Source organism: Sphingomonas sp. Leaf34 (genome assembly GCF_001421805.1).
Classification (GTDB): Bacteria; Pseudomonadota; Alphaproteobacteria; order Sphingomonadales; family Sphingomonadaceae; genus Sphingomonas.
In genome coordinates this window covers 1-18,635 of sequence record NZ_LMLC01000005.1, presented here as the reverse complement: position 1 = coordinate 18,635, position 18,635 = coordinate 1, and the positions used below count along the sequence as shown (strand labels likewise).

Here is an 18,635-nt window from a genome sequence, read left to right as displayed (position 1 = left end):
CGACTGACGGGAGGCACTAAACCGAGCGCGGCGTGCGCTTGGCCTTCCTGATGCGCGGCTCGACCAGCATGTCCGCCGCCTTCTTGATCTCCTGCCGGAGCTCGTCGCGCTTTTCGTGGATCGAGGCGATCACCGGCCCCATCGCCACGCCGAGATCGACCAGCACCGCCTCGGCCAGCTGGAGCGAACTCTCCAGCGTCTCCGGCACCGCGTCGGTCACGCCGGCGCGGTACAGCTCGGCGGCATGCGCGGTATCGCGGGCACGCGCCACGATCGGCAGGTCGGGCGCCAACGCGCGCACCCGCCGCGCGAGCCGTACCGTCAGCACTGGGTCGTCCATCGTCAGGATCAGCGCCTTGGCGGTGTGCAGTTTCAGCCGATCGACCAGTTCCGCGCGCGAGACGTCGCCGAACAGCACCGGGTGTCCCTGTCGCCGCGCGGCTTCGACCGAATCGATATCCGCCTCGACCGCGACATATTTCTGCCCGTGGACCGCGAGCATGTCCGCCACCATCCGCCCGACCCGGCCAAAGCCGATCACGACCGTGCCCGGCCCCTCGTCGTCAATCTCGATATCGCCCGGATCGGCTACCGACCGGCTCTCCAGGTGACGCGAGACGGTGCGGCCGAGCTTGGCGAGCAACGGGGTGATCGTCAGCCCGATCGCGGTGACGGTCTGCCAAAAGGCCGCGGTCGAGGGCAGGATCAGCTGTGCCTGCGCGGCGGTGGCGAGCACGATCAGCGTCGTCTCGGACGGGCTCCCCATAAGCAGGCCGGTTTCCGCCGCCACGCCGCGCCGCGAATTGGCGACGCGCAGGAACAGGAACGTCACGATCGCCTTGACCGCGACGACGCCCGTCACCGCGAGCAGCAGCGACGGCCAATTCTGCGCAATCAGGCGCAGGTCGAGGCTCATGCCGACCGAGATTAGGAACACGCCGAGCGCGAGGCCCTTGAACGGCGCGGTGATGACCTCGACCTCGCTGTGATATTCTGTCTCGGCGATCAGCAGCCCGGCGAGCAGCGCGCCGACGATCGGCGATAGCCCGGCGGCGGTGGTCGCAACGCTGGCGACGATGACGACCAGCAGCGACGCCGCAAGGAACAGCTCGGGGCTCTTGGTCCGCGCGGCCTGGCCAAACAACCGGGGCAGGACGACACGCCCGCCAACATACATCGCGACCACCGTCAGGCCCCCGCGCAAAGCCACCCCGGCGATGTCCGCCCAGCCATCGGCGCTCGCGGTCGGCGCGAGCGCACCGAGCACGAAGATGATCGGGACGAGCGCCAGATCCTCGAACAACAGCATCGCGAACGCGCCGCGGCCGACCGCGCCGGTGGTACCGACGAGCGGCAGGACCAGCGCCGTTGACGACAGCGCGAGCGCGAAACCGAGCCCGATCGCGCCCGCCCATCCCTGGCCGATAAAGTGGAGCGCGACGCCGATGATCAGCGCGGAGCCGATCAGCTCGGCAGCGCCGGTACCGAACACCAGCCGCTTCATCGACCATAGCCGCTTGAAGGATAGTTCGAGCCCGATCGAAAAGAGCAGCAGGATGATCCCGAACTCGGCGAACGGCTCGATCGATTCGGGGTTCGAGATAGTGAGGTAATACAGCCACGGCGCGACGCCGGTGAGGGCTCCAAGCCCGGCGGGACCGACCAGCAATCCGACCAGGATGAACCCGATGACCGGGCTCACCCTGAATCGGGCAAATGCGGGGATCACCAGCCCGGCAGCGCCGAGAATGACGAGCGCATCGCTGAAACCGTGATTGTCGAGCCTGAGTGCCATCCGCCTACCCTAGGGGCAGGGCGGTGCGGTTAGAAGCCGCATCAGTCCTCCTTGGTGGAAAGACCGCCTTTCGCCGCGAGCACATAGGGCTTCACGCTCTCGGGCTTGTTCATATAGGGGGTCCGCCGCGCGGCCTTGAGCCGATCCTTGCCGAAGCGGTCGAAGCACACCTGATCGCTCTGGTTGCCCCCGATCACGTGATAGGCGTCGGAATCCTCGCCCACATACAGCGCGACATGGCCGCCGCCCGGCCGGATGAAGGTCAGCACGTCGCCCAGCGCCGGCTGTCCCGCGGGTTCGCCAAACTTGCCCCAGTTCAACGCCCAGAGCGGATCGACCGGGGGCGTCTTGCCGGCGCGCTTGGCGACGATCGCCATGAACAGCCCGCACCAGGGAATCGAATCGGCGGTGAACACGTCTTCGACCTTGCCGCCGAGTTCGTCGGCCCAGCCGAGGATCGTCGGGTTGTTAACGGCACCGGGTTTTTCGAGGACGCCGACCAGCTTGCGCGCCTCGGTCACCACGCGCGGCAAGGTGCCGACGGTATCGAGCCAAACATAGTTCTTTGACGTGATAGGCATCTGCTGTCTCCGGATCGTCGCCAAACGCAAAAACCCGGAGCGTCTGGGACGCCCCGGGTGATGTATTGGTTGGGTAGTCGGAGAAGTACAGGCCGATCGCGTCGGAAACGATCGCGATCGGCCTGTCTATAGTCGGGCTATAGTTATGCCCAGTTGGCCATTTCGGTTTCAAGGTTCGCGCGGACCTGCTCGAAGAACTGCTCGGTCGTCATCCAGGGCTGGTCGGGGCCGATCAGGATTGCGAGATCCTTGGTCATGTGGCCGTTCTCGACGGTCTGGACGCAGACGCGCTCGAGCGTCTCGGCGAACTTCGTGACGTCGGGCGTATCGTCGAACTTGCCGCGATACTTCAGGCCACCGGTCCATGCGAAGATCGACGCGATCGGGTTGGTCGAGGTTGCCTTGCCCTGCTCGTGCATGCGGAAGTGACGCGTGACCGTGCCATGCGCGGCTTCGGCCTCGACGGTCTTGCCGTCCGGGGTCAGCAGGATCGAGGTCATCAAACCCAGCGACCCGAACCCTTGCGCGACCTGGTCCGACTGGACGTCGCCGTCATAGTTCTTGCAGGCCCAGACAAACTCGCCGTTCCACTTGAGTGCAGAGGCCACCATGTCGTCGATCAGGCGGTGCTCGTAGACGATGCCCGCTTCCTTGAACTTGTCCTTGAACTCGGCCTCGAACACTTCGGCGAACAGATCCTTGAAGCGGCCGTCATAGGCCTTGAGGATCGTGTTCTTGGTCGACAGGTACACCGGCCACTTCAGGTTCAGGCCGTAATGCATCGACGCGCGGGCGAAATCGCGGATCGAATCGTCGAGATTGTACATCGCCATCGCAACGCCTGCCGACGGGAACTGGAACACTTCGCGGTCGATCGTCGCGCCGTCATCGCCTTCGAACACGAGACGCAGCTTGCCGGGACCGGGGACGAGGAAATCGGTCGCGCGATACTGATCGCCGAACGCGTGACGGCCGACGACGATCGGGTGAGTCCAGCCCGGGATCAGGCGGGGGACGTTCTTGATCACGATCGGCTCGCGGAAGATCGTGCCGCCCAGGATGTTGCGGATCGTGCCGTTCGGCGACTTCCACATCTTCTTCAGGCCGAATTCGGTCACGCGCTGCTCGTCGGGCGTGATCGTCGCGCACTTGACCGCGACGCCGTGCTTCTGCGTGGCGAGCGCGCTGTCGATCGTGACCTGGTCGTCGGTGGCGTCGCGATGCTCGACGCCGAGATCGTAATAATCGAGCTGGATGTCGAGATACGGCTTGATCAGGCGCTCACGGATCCATTCCCAAATGATCCGCGTCATCTCGTCGCCGTCGATCTCAACGATCGGATTCTTAACCTTGATCTTCGCCATGTGCGCGTCCTTCGGGGAGGGGTTTGGGGAGCGTCTAGGGGAGCGCGCCGCGTCGATCAACCGTTGGGCACCCCCCGAGGCGAGCATTGCGCAACCGTTGGCCCTGTCAGGAAAAGCCGGTTCATCGTTGTATCGCGCGTCGTGCACGGATAGACCCGCGCGTTATGGCATCGCTCGACAAGCCGCCCGTCACGACCTCCACGGTCAAATGGCGATTTCCCGCAGTCCATCCGGAAGGCCACAAATACGTCGCGATCGCGACCGGCATCACGCTGCTGCTGACGATCGTCAGCCACGTGCTGTTCTGGCCGATGGTCGGCGTGGTGATCTGGGTCGCGACGTTTTTCCGCGATCCGGTCCGCACCACGCCGCAGGGCGAGGGGCTGGTCGTCGCACCGGCGGACGGGCTGATCACGATGATCCAGCGCGTTCCCATCCCGCGCGAACTCGCCGGCGAGAATGGTCTGGGTGACGCGCCGCTGGTCCGCGTCTCGATCTTCATGTCGGTGTTCGACGTGCACATCAACCGCACCCCGATCGCGGGGACGATCCGTCAGGTGGTCTATATCTCGGGCAAGTTCCTCAACGCCGATCTCGACAAGGCGAGCGAAGAAAATGAGCGCCAGCATTTCGTGGTCGAGGACCGCAGCGGAATGCGGATCGGCTTCACGCAGATCGCCGGCCTCGTCGCGCGCCGTATCCTCGGCTTCGTGAAGGCGGGTGACATGGTCGCAGCCGGGCAGCGGATCGGCCTGATCCGGTTCGGCAGCCGTGTCGACGTGTATCTGCCCGACCATGTCGTGCCGCAGGTGTGCCTTGGTCAGCGCAGCATCGCGGGCGAGACCATTCTCGGTCGCGTCGGTGGCGTGCCTGTCGGGGGTATCGCGCAGTGATGGACCGCAACGACATTGACGACGGCTCGACCGATTCGATCGAAGGACGCGGGCGTGGCCGCTTCGGCCGCACGCGCCGTGCGCCGCGTGGGCTTCCGTTGCGCGCGGTGGCGCCGAATGCGGTAACCGCGCTCGCGCTCTGCTCGGGTCTCAGCGGCGTGCGATTCGCGATCGGAGGGCAGTGGGAAAGCGCGGTTGCGATGATCATGGTCGCGGGCGTGCTCGACGGCCTCGACGGCCGGATCGCGCGGATGCTTCATGGCGAGAGCCGGTTCGGTGCCGAGCTCGATTCGCTGTCGGACGCAATCTCGTTCGGCGTCGCGCCGGCTTTGATCGTCTATCTCTGGTCGCTCGCAGCGCTGCCGCGGGTGGGCTGGATCTGCGCGCTGATCTTCGCGGTATTCTGCGCGCTGCGCCTCGCGCGGTTCAACGCGAAGATCGACGAGAGCCATCAGCCGCATAAATCGGCCGGGTTCCTGACCGGCGTGCCCGCGCCCGCGGGTGCCGGCCTTGCACTGATGCCGATGTTCTTCTGGTTCTGGACCGACGAGGCGCGCTTCGCATCGCCCTATTTCGTCGCGCCGTGGGTCGCGTTCATCGCGTTGTTGATGGTGTCGAGCGTCGCGACCTATTCCTGGGGCTCGCTCAAGCTCCGCAGCAACGTGCGGTTCGAGGCACTCGCGCTCGTCGTCCTGCTCGGTGCCGCGATGGTGAGCGCGCCGTGGCATACGCTCAGCATCATCTGCGTCCTGTACCTGATCTCAATGCCGTTCAGCATCGCCAGCTATGCCAAGATCAGGCGGCAGCGTTCCAGCGGCGCGCGGACGACGGAGCCTTCGTCGACGCCCAGCGCCTGACGGCGATCCGGCGCTCGGCGACAGCAAGCGTCCGGAGCGGCTGGAAGGCGGGTTCGACATTGCCCAGCGCGAGCCGGACAATGCGATCCCATTGCGGCGCGATCGACGATACGATCATCATGCCTGCGACCGCGAATGCACCTGCAAAAACCATGAAGCTCAGAACCAACATCACGTCCGCCTTCCTATGAGTTGCGAACAAATTCCTAATATCCGCAAACACTTGGTCAGAAACATCGTTCCACTCGTCGCATTTCGAATCTCGCCCTGCCGGGGTGATTCCGCGCCGAGTCGAACATCTGTTCCTCTCTGAGCCCTTTATGTTCTCATTGCGTTCCATGAGTCAAGCTGTGGTTGAGCGATTGCCTTTCGGATAAAGCCACGCTAAGGGGCGCGCCTCTAACCCCGCATGGGAAGCATCATAGCCCGGTGCGTCACGGTCATTCGGCCAGGACGTCATCCGCTTCCCAGAGGCACAACCGGAAGGATATATCCCTATGGCGGCACCAGTCGTCTCCATGCAGCAGCTCATTGAAACGGGCGCGCATTTCGGCCACCAGACTCACCGGTGGAACCCCAAGATGAAGCCTTACATCTTCGGTGATCGTAACGGCGTCCACATCCTCGACCTCTCGCAGACCGTGCCGCTGTTCGCGCGCGCGCTCGAGTTCGTCTCGTCGGCCGTCGCCGGTGGTGGCAAGGTCCTGTTCGTCGGCACCAAGCGCCAGGCGCAGGATCCCGTCGCGGACGCCGCGCGTCGTTCGGGTCAGCACTTCGTCAACCATCGCTGGCTGGGCGGCATGCTCACCAACTGGAAGACCATCTCGGGTTCGATCAAGCGTCTTAAGACGCTCGAGGAAATGCTGTCGGGCGACACCGTCGGCCTGACCAAGAAGGAAGTCCTTCAGCTTACCCGCGAGAAGGACAAGCTCGAGCTTTCGCTTGGCGGCATCCGCGACATGGGCGGCATTCCCGACGTGATGTTCGTGATCGACGCGAACAAGGAAGAGCTGGCGATCAAGGAAGCGAACACGCTGGGTATTCCCGTCGTCGCGATCCTCGATTCGAACGTGTCGCCGGACGGCATCGCCTTCCCGGTTCCCGCGAACGACGACGCTGCCCGCGCCATCCGCCTGTACTGCGAGGCGATCGCGATCGCCGCGACGCGTGGCGGCCAGGAGCAGCAGCGCCGCACCGGCACCGACATCGGCGCGATGATCGAGCCGCCGAAGGAAGAGGCCGTCGCTGAGCCGGTCGTCGAGGCAACCGCCGACACGGCGCAGGTTGCGGCGAATGCGGATACCGCTGCCGAGTTCGCAGCCGAGGGTGAGCGCCAGATCGACGCGTAAGCGTCGTCGCCGAACCGTCATGCGGGCGGGGTAGGGCATTCGCCTTACCTCGCCCGCAACTACATTCAGACCTAAACAAGGATGAGAGACATGGCCGATATCACGGCAGCAATGGTCAAGGATCTGCGCGAAAAGAGCGGCGCGGGCATGATGGATTGCAAGAAGGCGCTCAGTGAGAACGCCGGCGACATGGATCAGGCGATGGATTGGCTGCGGACCAAGGGTCTTGCTGCTGCCGCCAAGAAGTCCAGCCGTACCGCGGCCGAGGGCCTGGTCGGCGTCGCCGTGTCGGGCACCAAGGGAGCAGCGGTCGAAGTGAACTCGGAAACCGATTTCGTCGCCAAGAACGACCAGTTCCAGTCGTTCGTCCGTGACGTGACGCAGATCGCGCTCGCGAAGGGCGGCGACATCGAGTCGCTCAAGTCGCAGGCGATGCCATCGGGCAAGACCGTCGAGGAAGTCCTGACGAACAACGTCGCGACGATCGGCGAGAACCAGTCGCTGCGCCGCTCGCGCACGCTGGAAGTCAGCAAGGGCGCGGTCGTGCCCTACATCCACAATGCAGCCGCGCCCGGCCTCGGCAAGATCGGCGTGCTCGTCGCGCTTGAATCGGAGGCTTCAGACGAGGTTCTCCAGGCGCTCGGCAAGCAGCTCGCGATGCACATCGCCGCTGCGTTCCCGAAGGCGCTGAACGAAGCCGACCTCGACGAGTCCGAGATCGAGCGCGAGCGCGCGATCGCGACCGAGAAGGCTGCCGAGTCGGGCAAGCCTGCCGACATCATCGCCAAGATGGTCGAGGGCGGCATCGCCAAGTACCGCAAGGAGCATGCGCTGGTCAGCCAGCTGTTCGTGATGGACGGCAAGACCAAGATCTCCGACGTCGTCGCCAAGGCCGGCAAGGATGCGGGCGCCGAGATCAAGCTGGTGGACTATGTCCGCTTCCAGCTCGGCGAAGGCATCGAGAAGGAACAGTCCGACTTCGCCGCCGAAGTCGCTGCCGCTTCGGGCGTTCCGCAGGCCTAAGCCGACTTCCTCCCTCGCCCCTCCGGGGAGAGGGAAGGGGCTCGCGGCTACTTGGCCGTGGGAGGGGTGAGGGGAGTGGCAAGGTCTCGAACCTCACGCCCCCTCATCCGGCCCTGCCGGGCCACCTTCTCCCCAAGGGGCGAAGGATTAAGGCGGTGGCACTCCACCTGCCTCGTCATCCTCGCGCAGGCGGGGATCCATATCCTCCCCGGGCGGTGATCGATCGCGACGCCAGCCGCTATGGGTTCCCGCCTCCGCGGGAATGCCGGTAATGTCTTGTGCGCACTCCTGCGACGGATGATTTTCCGTCGCTTTGCCGTCCAGATTCGGTGCAACCGCCGCGCAGCGCTTCCCATCGCCGCCCCCGCCGCCTAAGGTCCGCGCCGCCCCGCCAATCACAATTCGAGATTTATGACGCCTCCGCGCTACAACCGTATCCTGCTGAAACTGTCGGGCGAGGTCCTGATGGGACCGTCCGGCCTGTCGATCGATCCCACAGTAACCGCGCGCGTCGCGCAGGAGATCGCGGACATCAAGGCCAAGGGCTATGAGATCTGCATCGTCGTCGGCGGGGGGAACATCTTCCGCGGCATGGCCGGCGCGGCACGCGGCATGGACCGCGCGACCGGCGATTACATGGGCATGCTCGCGACTGTGATGAACGCGCTCGCGGTGCAGAACGCGCTAGAGCAGATCGGCGTCGACACGCGCGTCCAGTCCGCGATCCCGATGGCGAGCGTGTGCGAGCCGTTCATCCGCCGCCGCGCCGAACGCCACCTCGAAAAGGGCCGCGTCGTGATCTTCGCGGCGGGTGTCGGCAGCCCTTATTTCACCACCGATTCGGGCGCTGCATTGCGTGCCGCTGAGATGAAGTGCGACGCGCTGTTCAAGGGCACATCGGTCGACGGCGTCTACAACGCCGACCCGAAGACTCACCCCGACGCGGTGCGTTACGAAACGGTGTCGTACAGCCGCGTGCTGTCCGACGACCTCAAGGTCATGGACGCGAGCGCGATCGCGCTGTGCCGCGACAACAATATCCCGATCGTCGTCTTCAACATCCGCGAACCCGGCAATCTCGCCGCGGTCCTGGCGGGTGATGGCGTGTCGACGGTCGTTCAGAACGAGCAGGAGAGTTAAGATGGCAGCGTATGACAAGAGCGACCTGGAACGCCGCATGGCCGGTGCCGTCGAAGCGCTGAAGAGCGATCTGGCAGGCCTGCGCACGGGCCGTGCGTCGACCGCGCTGCTCGATCCGGTGATGGTGACGGTGTACGGCTCGTCTATGCCGCTGAACCAGGTCGCGACCGTGTCCGCGCCCGAGCCGCGGATGCTGTCGGTGCAGGTCTGGGACAAGTCGAACGTCGGCCCGACCGACAAGGCGATCCGTTCGGCCGGCCTCGGGCTCAACCCGATCGTCGACGGCCAGACGTTGCGTCTGCCGATCCCCGACCTGACCGAGGAGCGCCGCAAGGAGCTCGCCAAGCTCGCCGGCCAGTATGCCGAGAAGGCGCGTATCGCGGTGCGCAACGTGCGTCGCGACGGGATGGATTCGCTGAAGGTCGATGAGAAGAAGGGCGTGTTCGGCGAGGACGAGCGCAAGCGTCACGAGACCGAAGTTCAGAAGCTGACGGACAGCATCATCGCCGAGCTCGATGCGACCGCGACCGCCAAGGAAAAGGAAATCCTGGGCAAGTGAGGCCGTTGGCCTCTTCGCCTGCGCCGTTGGCTGCCGTCCCGTCGGGCGGGGCGGTGCCGCGTCATGTCGCGATCATCATGGACGGCAATGGCCGCTGGGCGAAGAAGCGGTTCCTGCCGCGCTTCGCCGGGCACAAGGCCGGCGTAGAGGCGGTGCGCAAGATCACGCGCGCCGCCCGCGCGATGGGGATCGAGGCGCTGACGCTCTACGCGTTCTCGTCGGAGAATTGGCGGCGTCCGCCCGAAGAGGTCAGCGACCTGATGGGGTTGCTCAGGCATTTCATCCGCAGCGATCTCGACGAACTGGCACGCGAGAACGTCCGTCTGCGCGTGATCGGCGATTATCACAGCTTCTCGCCCGATCTGGTGGCAATGGTCGACGATGCGATCGCGCGGACCGCGAGCAATACCGGCCCCATTCTGGCGATCGCGCTTAACTACGGCGCGCATGCCGAGTTGGTGGGGGCCGCGCGGCGCCTGGCGGAGCGCGCGCGCGACGGTGCACTCGACCCTGCGAGCATCGACGCGACGACGATCGAGGCGGAACTCGATACGCACGATCTGCCGCCGCTCGATCTGATGATCCGCACCTCGGGCGAACAACGGCTGTCGAACTTTCTGCTGTGGCAGGCGGCCTATGCCGAGTTGCTCTTCGTCGACACGCTCTGGCCCGATTTCGATGCCGCCGCGCTCGCCGATGCGGTCACGGCGTTCGGGCAACGCCAGCGCCGCTACGGTGGTCTGTGACTCCGCTGTTCCCGCGCGAGCGCGGGGGGGCGGGGAAAAATACTCGGTTTGGAGTGGCCTTTTGACGACTCTGCCAGACCCGGCGAACGCGCCCGATCAGGTGCTGCGAACGCCTTCAAACCTCAAACTTCGGATGATCGCCAGCGTCGCGATGATCGTCGTTGCCAGCCTTGCGCTGACGCTTGGCGGGATCGCGTTTTGGCTGTTGGGCGTGGTTGCTGCGCTGTTCATGATGGCGGAATGGTCGACGCTGCACGGTGCCGACGCCAAGACCAAGCGGATGACGCAGTTCGCGCTGTCGGTGCCGCTCGCGCTGATGGCACCCGCATCGCTGATCCTTGTGATCCATGATTTCTTCACGCTTGGCCTGCTCGCGGGCGCGGCGTTCTTCGTCGTCATCACCACGCGCCGGCCGCAGCTCGCGCTTGGTATCCTGTACTGCGGGCTTCCCGTGCTGGCGCTGATGATCATCCGGCGGCAGGACGACGGCATTCTCTATACGCTCTGGGCGCTGTCGCTGGTGTGGGCGTGCGACATCGGTGCGTTCTTCACCGGGCGGACGCTGCGCGGGCCCAAGCTCGCGCCCGTGATCAGCCCGAACAAGACCTGGTCGGGGCTGATTGGTGGCGTTGTGCTGGCCGGTGCGGTCGCGGCGGTCCTGCACACGCAGCACGGCTTGCCGATTCGGCTGGCGCTCGCGACCCCCGTGCTCGCCGTGCTGGCGCAGATGGGCGATCTTTATGAGAGTTGGATGAAGCGGGTGGCGGGTGTGAAGGACAGCGGGAATATCCTGCCGGGGCATGGCGGCGTGATGGATCGGCTCGACGGACTGGTCCCGGTCGCGCCGGTCGCAGCGTTCCTCGTCCTGTTGCCGCATTTCTACGCATGAAGAGCGTCACGATTTTGGGCGCGACCGGCTCGGTCGGCTCGTCGACGCTCGACCTGATCGAGCGGGAGCCCGACCGTTTCCGCGTCGTCGCGCTGACCGCGAATTGCGACGTGGCCAAGCTCGCCGCCGCCGCGATCCGGACCAAGGCGGAATTTGCCGTCGTTGCCGATGCGGGCTGCCTTCCCGATCTTCGTGACGCGCTGGCCGGCACGGGGATCCGTGCGGGTGGCGGCGCCGAGGCGATCGCCGAGGCGGCAGCGTCGGGCGCCGACTGGACGATGGGCGCGATCGTCGGGTGCGCGGGGCTGAAGCCGGTGATGGCGGCGATCGAGCAGGGGGGCACCGTCGTCATCGCCAACAAGGAGCCGCTGGTCTCCGCGGGCGACGTCATCCTCGCCGCGGCGAAGCGGACCGGCGCGACGCTGCTCCCTGCCGATTCCGAACATAACGCGATCTTCCAGTGTTTCGACGCGAGTCGGCCCGAGCGCGTCCGCCGGATCATCCTGACGTGCAGCGGCGGCCCCTTTCGCGACTGGACGACCGAGCAGATGCGCGGCGTCACGCTCGAACAGGCGGTCAAGCATCCCAACTGGTCGATGGGCGCGAAGATCTCGGTCGATTCGGCGACCTGCATGAACAAAGGCCTCGAACTGATCGAGGCCGCACGGCTGTTCCCGATTCCGCACGACCGGATCGAGATCGTCATCCACCCGCAATCGGTCGTCCACAGCCTCGTCGATTACGTCGATGGGTCCGTTTTGGCGCAACTTGGTCCCCCCGACATGCGGACGCCGATCGCCCACACACTAGCATGGCCCGACCGGATGGCGACGCCGATGGCGCCGCTCGACCTGGTGGCGATCGGCCGACTCGACTTCGAGGCCCCCGATCCGGTGCGCTTTCCGGCGCTGCGACTCGCGCGCGAGGCGTTGGATGCGGGGGGCGCGCGGCCGGCGATCCTCAACGCCGCCAACGAGGTCGCGGTCGAGGCCTTCCTCAAGCGCCGCATTCGTTTCCTCGAAATTGCCGCAATCGTGGAGGATACGCTAGAACGCTACAACCCGGCCGCACCGGACAGCGTCGATGCCGTACTGGCGATCGACGCCGAGGCGCGGGTCCTGGCGGGCGAGCGTGTGAAGGATTGCGCGGTTTGATCGAAACACCCGGTATCCTGTTGACCGTCCTGTCGTTCGCCCTGGTGATCGGGCCGCTCGTGTTCGTGCACGAGATGGGGCATTACCTCGCCGGACGCTTTTTCGGGATCAAGGCGGATGCGTTCGCGATCGGCTTCGGTCGCGAGATCGCCGGATTCACCGATCGCCGCGGCACCCGCTGGAAGTTCGGCTGGCTCCCGCTCGGCGGCTATGTAAAGTTTGCGGGGGATATGAACCCGGCGAGCCAGCCCTCGGCCGAATGGCTGTCGCTGCCGGCCGACGAGCGCCAGCGCACCTTCCAATCGAAGCCGGTATGGCAGCGTGCGATCGTCGTCGCGGCAGGGCCGGTCGTCAATTTCGTCGTCGCGATCCTGATTCTCGGTGGCTTCGCCCTGGCTTATGGCGACATCCGCATGCCACCGGTCGTTGGCGGCACGGTGCCCGGCAGCGCGGCCGCGGCGGCGGGATTGCAGGTCGGCGACCGGATCACCGCGATCGGCGGGCGGTCGGTCGAGACGTTCGACGACCTCGCTCGCTTCGCGCGCATCCGCGCCGGCGAGCGCACGCAGATCGATGCGGTGCGCGGCGACCAGACGGTCTCGCGCGATCTCGTGATCGGCACCGAGCTCCAGCGCGATCGGTTCGGCAACGAATACAAGATCGGTCGGCTGGGGATCGCCGGCGCCAAGCCCGTGATCGTCCCCGTCAGCCTGATCGAGGCGCCGGTCGTCGCGGTGAAGCGCACGGGGCAGATCGTCTCTATGATGGTCGAGACGCTCAGTCAGGTCGTTACCGGGCGTCGGTCGGTGAAGGAACTCGGCGGCCCGCTGAGCATCGCCAAGGTGTCGGGCGAGCAGATGTCGCTGGGGCTCGATGCCTATGTGTTCCTGATCGCGCTGGTTTCGATCAATCTGGGGTTCATCAATCTGCTGCCAGTGCCGATGCTCGATGGCGGTCATCTGTTCTTCTATGCGATCGAAGCGGTGCGCAGGCGCCCGGTCGAGCCGCAGGTGCAGGAATGGGCGTATCGCGGTGGCCTTGCGGCGATCCTGGCGCTGATGCTGATTGTGACCTTCAACGATCTCGGCAATTTCGGGCTCTGGAAGAATCTGGCTGGCTTGATCGGCTGACCTCGATAGGGCAGGGCGGGCGCGCCTTGTATGTGCACGTTTTTAGGGTGGGTTTGGTGACAGCGATCAACGGTTACGATTTCGCGCGGAAGGGCGCCCTGCTTTTGGCAGGCACGATCCTGTCCGGCGTGCCCGCGTTCGCGCAGACGGCGCCTACGGCACCGGCTACGCCATCGGCGACCACGCCGCCCGCGCGCAACGCGGTCAACGGTGCGACGAATGCTGTAACGCCGGTAACGGCGCCTGTATCCGTCCGGACGATCAAGACTTTGCGGGTCGAAGGGTCGCAGCGCATCGAGCCCGAGACGGTGCTGTCCTACACCAAGCTTCGGCTTGGCATTCCCTACACCGCCGAGACGCTCGACCAGGCGCTGAAGGATCTTCAGGCGAGCGACCTGTTCGCGGATTATTCGATCGCCGGCGTCGAAGACGGTAACATCGTGTTGCGCGTCCGGGAGAACCCGATCATCAACCGCGTGATCATCGAGGGCAACAAGGCGCTCAAGAGCGACAAGATCACCAAAGAGATCAAGCTCGCGCCGCGCCAGATCTTCACGCGCACCGCGGTCCGTCAGGACATCTCGCGGATCATCGAACTCTACCGCCGTCAGGGGCGCTTCGCGGCAGTGATCGACCCGAAGATGGTCAATCTCGACCAGAACCGCGTCGACGTCGTGTTCGAGATCAGCGAAGGGCCGAAGTCGAAGGTCCGCCAGATCAACATCCTCGGCAACGAGGTGTTTTCCGACGATCAGATCCGTGGCCAGATGGCGACCAAGCAGGCGCGGCTGTTCCGCCTCCTGTCGTCGGCGACCAGCTATGATCAGGATCGCCTGTCCTACGACCAGCAGAAGTTGCGCCAGTTCTACCTGACGCAGGGCTATGCCGATTTCCGCGTCACCTCGGCGGTCGCCGAACTGACGCCGGATAAAAAGGACTTCATCATCACGTACGTGGTGGAAGAAGGGAAGCGCTACAAGTTCGGCGACGTCACCGTCGACAGCCAGATCCGCGACTTCGACAACTCGAAGCTCGCCGCTACGCTGCCGCTCAAGAAGGGTGATTGGTACAACGCCAAGCTGGTCGAGGATTCGGTCGATAACCTTAGCCAGACCGCGGGCCTGTTCGGCTACGCCTTCACCGAGGTGAACCCGGAGTTCCAGAAGGACGCCGAAACGCTGACGATGGGGATTAATTTCAACATCGCCGAAGCCAAGCGGACCTATGTCGAGCGGATCGATATCAACGGGAACACGCAGACGCAGGACAAGGTCGTCCGCCGCGAGATCCGTCTGGCGGAGGGCGATGCGTTCAACAGCTTCCAGGTGAAGCGCTCGCAGGATCGCATCAACTCGCTCGGCTATTTCGCCGACAAGATGGAGATCAAGCAGCTGCCGGGTTCGGCGCCCGACCGCGTGATTCTCGAGACCAACCTCGAAGAGAAGTCGACCGGCGAGCTCCAGCTGTCGGCAGGCTATTCGAGCCTCGAACGCTTCATTATCCAGGCGAACATCACGCAGCGCAACTTCCGCGGCAAGGGTCAGGAACTGCGTGCGGGCGTGAACTATTCGAGCTATTCGAAGTCGGTCGAGCTGGGCTTCACCGAGCCGTATCTGTTCGACAAGAACATCGCGCTCGGTGGCGACATCTTCCGTCGCGATTACAACTCGTTCAGCTTCAGCGGGAACGATCGCCAGACCAATTATTCGCAGGTCTCGACCGGCTTCCAGTTGCGCGCCGGTGTGCCGCTCACCGAATTCTGGTCGCTGTCGGGTCGTTATGGTCTGTCGTACGATCAGGTGACGCTCGACAACCAGTTCTTGAACGCGGACGGCACGTGTAACAGGCTCCAGGCCGGTAACTATCTGTGCGATGCGATCGGCAATCGCTGGACGTCGTCGATCGGCTACTCGCTCAGCCGCGATACGCTCAACAGTCGCCTGCGCCCGACCGCGGGCTCGCGTTTCTCGTTCAGCCAGGATTTCGCCGGGCTTGGCGGCGATGTGAAGTACCTCCGTACGCGTCTCGAAGGATCGAAATACGCGAACCTTGGTAGCGGCTTCATCGGCTCGATCATTGCGGAGGGTGGTTATATCCATCCGCTCGAAAAGAGCCCGGGCCCCGGACGCGACCCCATCCGCATCACCGATCGCTTCTATCTTGGCGAACCGCAGTTCCGCGGCTTCGACATTCGCGGCGTCGGACCCCGCGTCTTGCGAGCGGCGTATATCAACAATGCCGACGGCACGCAGTCGGTGCAGACGAGCCGCGACCAGCTGCAGGACGACGCGCTCGGTGGCCGCGCTTATTATCTGGCCCGCGCGGAGATCGAGATCCCGTTGGGGTCGGGTGCACGCGAGCTGGGGCTGCGTCCGTCGATTTATGCGCAGGTGGGCAGCCTCTTCGGTATCAAGAAGCCGCTCCCGACCGCAGATTTTCCGTTCACGCTCGATAAAAATGGTAACCGGGTCTACCAGGCCCTGCCGCTTCGCGACGGCGCAAACAACATCCTGTACAACAACGTCTACACCCCGACGGGCACGACGGTACCGGTGACTCGCCTGACGACGTGCTCCGCGGGCTATTCCGCGACGCCCACCACCGGAAACGCAGGGTGTGTCGGTGGCGAGTCCAACACGGTCGCGCCGGGTACCGCGCCATTCCAGGAGACTTTCCTCGGCAATTCGGCCAAGCCGCGTCTGTCGGTCGGTATCGGCGTGAACTGGAACTCGCCGTTCGGCCCGCTCCGGATCGATCTCGCCAAGGCCTTGCTCACCCAGAAGGGTGACGACCCCAAGCTTATCACTTTCAACGTAGGGACACAGTTCTGATGACGACGTTCAAGACGCTTCTCCTCGCCGCAGCGCTCGTCGCACCGGCTGCCATGACCGCGACCGCTGCTGATGCACAGGTTTCGGGCGTGGCCGTTGCCGACGCGCAGGGCGCGATCGCCAACTCGAAGGCCTGGAACGCGGCTCGCGCCCAGATCGAGACGACCTACAAGGCACAGCTCGACCAGGCCGAGACGCGCCGCCAGGCCGTCGCGCGCGAGCTCCAGCCGCTGGTCACCGCGTTCCAGACCGCACAGCGTGCGCCCGGCGCGACCGAAGCGACGCTTCGTCCGCAGGCTCAGGCGATCCAGACGCGCGAGAATGCCGCCAACCAGGAACTCGCTCGCCTGACGCAGCCGGCGCAGCGCGCACAGCAATATGCGATCGAGCAGATCCAGGCGAAGCTCAGCGACGCCGTGACTGCCGCGGTGCGCGCGAAGAACGTCAGCCTGTTGCTGCGTCCTGAGGCTGCGCTGTTCGCACAGCCGACCGCCGACATCACCGCCGCGATCACGACCGAGCTCGATCGCTTGGTGCCATCGGTCAGCACGGCCGTGCCCGCGAACTGGCAGCCGAACCAGCAGGGTGGCCAGCAGCAGGGCGCCGCGGCGGCGCCAGCCGCGCGTGCGCCAGCCGCGACGCGCACCCCGCAGGGTCGCTAAGCCGAACCGATGACCGAGATCGACACTGCCGACAACGCGGCTGAGTCCGACGGCAAGACCGGCATGGGCCCGCTCGACATAGGGCGCGTCATGGCGGCCTTGCCGCATCGCTACCCGATGCTGCTGGTCGATCGTGTCGAGGATCTGATCCTCGACACGTCGATCACCGCGATCAAGGCGGTGTCGATGAACGAGCAGTTCTTTCAGGGGCATTTTCCCGGTCGGCCGATCATGCCGGGCGTGTTGATCGTCGAGGCGATGGCGCAGGCTGCGGGAATTCTCGCGGTCGAGTCGCTGGGGCTCGCGGGCTCGGGCAAGCTTGTCTATTTCATGGCGATCGACGGCGCGAAGTTTCGTAAGCCCGTCGAACCTGGCGTGCTGCTCAAGCTCGAGGTGAATTTCGTCCAGAAGCGCAGCGCGGTGTGCAAGTTTGCCGGCCGCGCCCTGGTCGATGGGCAATTGGTGGCCGAGGCGAACTTCACGGCGATGATCGCCGACCCACCCAAGGCCTGACATCGAGGCAATCTTGTCAATTCAGGCGCGTCCGTGTACGGGCGCGCCTTCCATTTCAGGCTGGTCGGAACCAGCCACCTACCGGAGAAGTCCCATGAAGGCCGATACGCATCCCGATTATCACATGATCACCGTCCAGATGACCGATGGCAGCAAGTACCAGACTCGCACCACCTGGGGTAAGGAAGGTGACGTGATGACGCTTGAGATCGATCCGCTCGCGCATCCGGCATGGACCGGCGGCCGTGGCACGATGCTGGACACTGGCGGGCAGGTTGCGCGCTTCAACAAGCGCTTCGGAGGCGGTCTCACGCTGCGCAAGTAAGTACGTAAACTTCTCAAAACGGGTTCGAATCTCTCCAAAATGGCTGCGTTTGTTAACACAGCGTTAGCCATCGGCGACTAGACCGGGTTCATAAGAACGAGGTCATCATGTTCGCCGCCGAATTCGAACCCGCAGAAAGTTCAAGCCGGCGCCGCTCCCCGCGTGCGCCGGTTTCGCTTGATGTGCGGATCGGCAAGGCGGGACGGACGCTGTGCAAGGTCGTCGATCTCTCGGTGCACGGCGCACGCCTGCAGACCTATTCGGCGCTCAAGCGCGGTACCAGTATCTGGTTGACCCTTCCCCAGATCGGACAGGTCGTTGCCGAGATCATGTGGGCCGACGATTTTACCGCCGGCTGCCAGTTCCGTACGCCGCTTCCGATCGAGGCCTTCGAAGCGCTCGTCGGTAAGGATGCAACGCGCTGAGCTGTCTCGGGCGTGACCGCTGTCGGCGGTTTGCCACTATCCAACGATTTACGACCAGCCCCTTCGCAAAATCGTTCACGATGCCTGCAAACGCATTCGCCAACCATGGCCCGATACAAACCCCGGTTCTGACGCGGTCATCCCGATCTGCCGCTCGTCCAAGACCGCGCGCGTCGGGCATCCTGTTTTACGACCATGTGGCACGCTCGCTTGTGGCCAGCTTGGATCTGCGCTGAGATGGTCGCCGTAGGTGCACGAGGGCGAGGCCTGGGGCGCGCTGTGGCGCCAGAAATTCAAAAACTGCCACGGGACTGTAAAAAAGCGTTTGACGGGTTTGTGGCGTGGTCCTAAAGGGATGTCACCGCAGCGAACGGCCCCATGGTCTGGTTGCTTCGGTCG

At 64.7% G+C, this 18,635-nt stretch carries 19 protein-coding genes; 15 read left to right on the top strand and 4 right to left on the bottom strand.

From position 1 onward, the window contains the following. Positions 1-16: 16 nt before the first annotated feature. The 3 genes from ASF00_RS14465 to ASF00_RS14455 all read right to left on the bottom strand — a co-directional run bounded on the left by ASF00_RS14465 (position 17) and on the right by ASF00_RS14455 (position 3,740). Positions 17-1,795, bottom strand: a complete 1,779-nt coding sequence (locus tag ASF00_RS14465; RefSeq protein ID WP_055880731.1) for a cation:proton antiporter domain-containing protein — start codon at positions 1,793-1,795, stop codon at positions 17-19. Positions 1,796-1,836: 41 nt separating this feature from the next. After that, complete coding sequence (locus tag ASF00_RS14460; protein WP_055880727.1) at positions 1,837-2,376, bottom strand: TIGR02594 family protein; 540 nt, start codon at positions 2,374-2,376, stop codon at positions 1,837-1,839. 143 nt (positions 2,377-2,519) lie between these two features. Further along, positions 2,520-3,740, bottom strand: coding sequence for an NADP-dependent isocitrate dehydrogenase (locus tag ASF00_RS14455; protein ID WP_055880724.1), 1,221 nt, complete (start codon positions 3,738-3,740; stop codon positions 2,520-2,522). Between the two features lie 164 nt (positions 3,741-3,904). On the opposite strand from ASF00_RS14455, the gene ASF00_RS14450 reads away from it, so the two are divergent. Continuing rightward, complete coding sequence (locus tag ASF00_RS14450) at positions 3,905-4,633, top strand: phosphatidylserine decarboxylase (RefSeq protein WP_055880719.1); 729 nt, start codon at positions 3,905-3,907, stop codon at positions 4,631-4,633. Continuing rightward, positions 4,633-5,490: a CDP-alcohol phosphatidyltransferase family protein gene (locus ASF00_RS14445; RefSeq protein WP_055880716.1), complete on the top strand. Its 858-nt coding sequence runs from the start codon at positions 4,633-4,635 to the stop codon at positions 5,488-5,490. The genes ASF00_RS14450 and ASF00_RS14445 overlap by 1 nt, the downstream gene beginning before the upstream one ends. Here ASF00_RS14445 and ASF00_RS14440 read toward each other — a convergent pair. Then, positions 5,429-5,662: a hypothetical protein gene (locus ASF00_RS14440; RefSeq protein ID WP_055880713.1), complete on the bottom strand. Its 234-nt coding sequence runs from the start codon at positions 5,660-5,662 to the stop codon at positions 5,429-5,431. The two genes, ASF00_RS14445 and ASF00_RS14440, sit on opposite strands and share 62 nt — an antisense overlap. A 325-nt stretch (positions 5,663-5,987) precedes the next feature. Between ASF00_RS14440 and rpsB the strand changes: the two genes are divergently transcribed. The 13 genes from rpsB (at position 5,988) to ASF00_RS14375 (ending at position 18,236) form a co-directional block, all read left to right on the top strand. Further along, positions 5,988-6,839 (top strand): 30S ribosomal protein S2, encoded by an 852-nt coding sequence (rpsB, locus tag ASF00_RS14435; protein ID WP_055880709.1) that lies wholly within the window; start codon positions 5,988-5,990, stop codon positions 6,837-6,839. A 90-nt stretch (positions 6,840-6,929) separates the two neighbouring features. Next, entirely contained in the window at positions 6,930-7,862 is a 933-nt protein-coding gene (gene tsf, locus ASF00_RS14430; RefSeq protein ID WP_055880706.1) for a translation elongation factor Ts, read from the top strand. A 411-nt stretch (positions 7,863-8,273) separates the two neighbouring features. Beyond that, entirely contained in the window at positions 8,274-9,002 is a 729-nt protein-coding gene (gene pyrH, locus ASF00_RS14425; RefSeq protein ID WP_055880703.1) for a UMP kinase, read from the top strand. 1 nt (position 9,003) lies between these two features. Further along, entirely contained in the window at positions 9,004-9,561 is a 558-nt protein-coding gene (gene frr / locus ASF00_RS14420) for a ribosome recycling factor (protein ID WP_055880700.1), read from the top strand. Then, complete coding sequence (locus tag ASF00_RS14415; protein WP_082463473.1) at positions 9,558-10,307, top strand: isoprenyl transferase; 750 nt, start codon at positions 9,558-9,560, stop codon at positions 10,305-10,307. Before frr ends, ASF00_RS14415 begins: the two co-directional genes overlap by 4 nt. A gap of 133 nt (positions 10,308-10,440) precedes the next feature. Further along, positions 10,441-11,196: a phosphatidate cytidylyltransferase gene (locus ASF00_RS14410; RefSeq protein WP_055880693.1), complete on the top strand. Its 756-nt coding sequence runs from the start codon at positions 10,441-10,443 to the stop codon at positions 11,194-11,196. Next, complete coding sequence (locus ASF00_RS14405; protein WP_055880688.1) at positions 11,193-12,350, top strand: 1-deoxy-D-xylulose-5-phosphate reductoisomerase; 1,158 nt, start codon at positions 11,193-11,195, stop codon at positions 12,348-12,350. Before ASF00_RS14410 ends, ASF00_RS14405 begins: the two co-directional genes overlap by 4 nt. Beyond that, a complete protein-coding gene (gene rseP, locus ASF00_RS14400; protein WP_055880684.1) occupies positions 12,347-13,480 on the top strand; it encodes an RIP metalloprotease RseP in 1,134 nt (377 codons plus the stop codon). The genes ASF00_RS14405 and rseP overlap by 4 nt, the downstream gene beginning before the upstream one ends. A gap of 53 nt (positions 13,481-13,533) precedes the next feature. After that, on the top strand, positions 13,534-16,311 hold the full coding sequence (bamA, locus tag ASF00_RS14395) for an outer membrane protein assembly factor BamA (RefSeq protein WP_055880681.1): 2,778 nt from the start codon (positions 13,534-13,536) through the stop codon (positions 16,309-16,311). Then, positions 16,311-16,973 carry an OmpH family outer membrane protein gene (locus tag ASF00_RS14390; protein ID WP_055880676.1) on the top strand — a complete coding sequence of 221 codons (663 nt, stop codon included), beginning with the start codon at positions 16,311-16,313 and terminating at the stop codon, positions 16,971-16,973. Before bamA ends, ASF00_RS14390 begins: the two co-directional genes overlap by 1 nt. A 63-nt stretch (positions 16,974-17,036) precedes the next feature. Continuing rightward, positions 17,037-17,486: a 3-hydroxyacyl-ACP dehydratase FabZ gene (gene fabZ, locus ASF00_RS14385; RefSeq protein WP_055882297.1), complete on the top strand. Its 450-nt coding sequence runs from the start codon at positions 17,037-17,039 to the stop codon at positions 17,484-17,486. 94 nt (positions 17,487-17,580) lie between these two features. Beyond that, positions 17,581-17,811: a 50S ribosomal protein L31 gene (rpmE, locus tag ASF00_RS14380; RefSeq protein WP_055880673.1), complete on the top strand. Its 231-nt coding sequence runs from the start codon at positions 17,581-17,583 to the stop codon at positions 17,809-17,811. Positions 17,812-17,918: 107 nt separating this feature from the next. Further along, complete coding sequence (locus ASF00_RS14375) at positions 17,919-18,236, top strand: PilZ domain-containing protein (protein ID WP_055880667.1); 318 nt, start codon at positions 17,919-17,921, stop codon at positions 18,234-18,236. Positions 18,237-18,635: the final 399 nt, after the last annotated feature.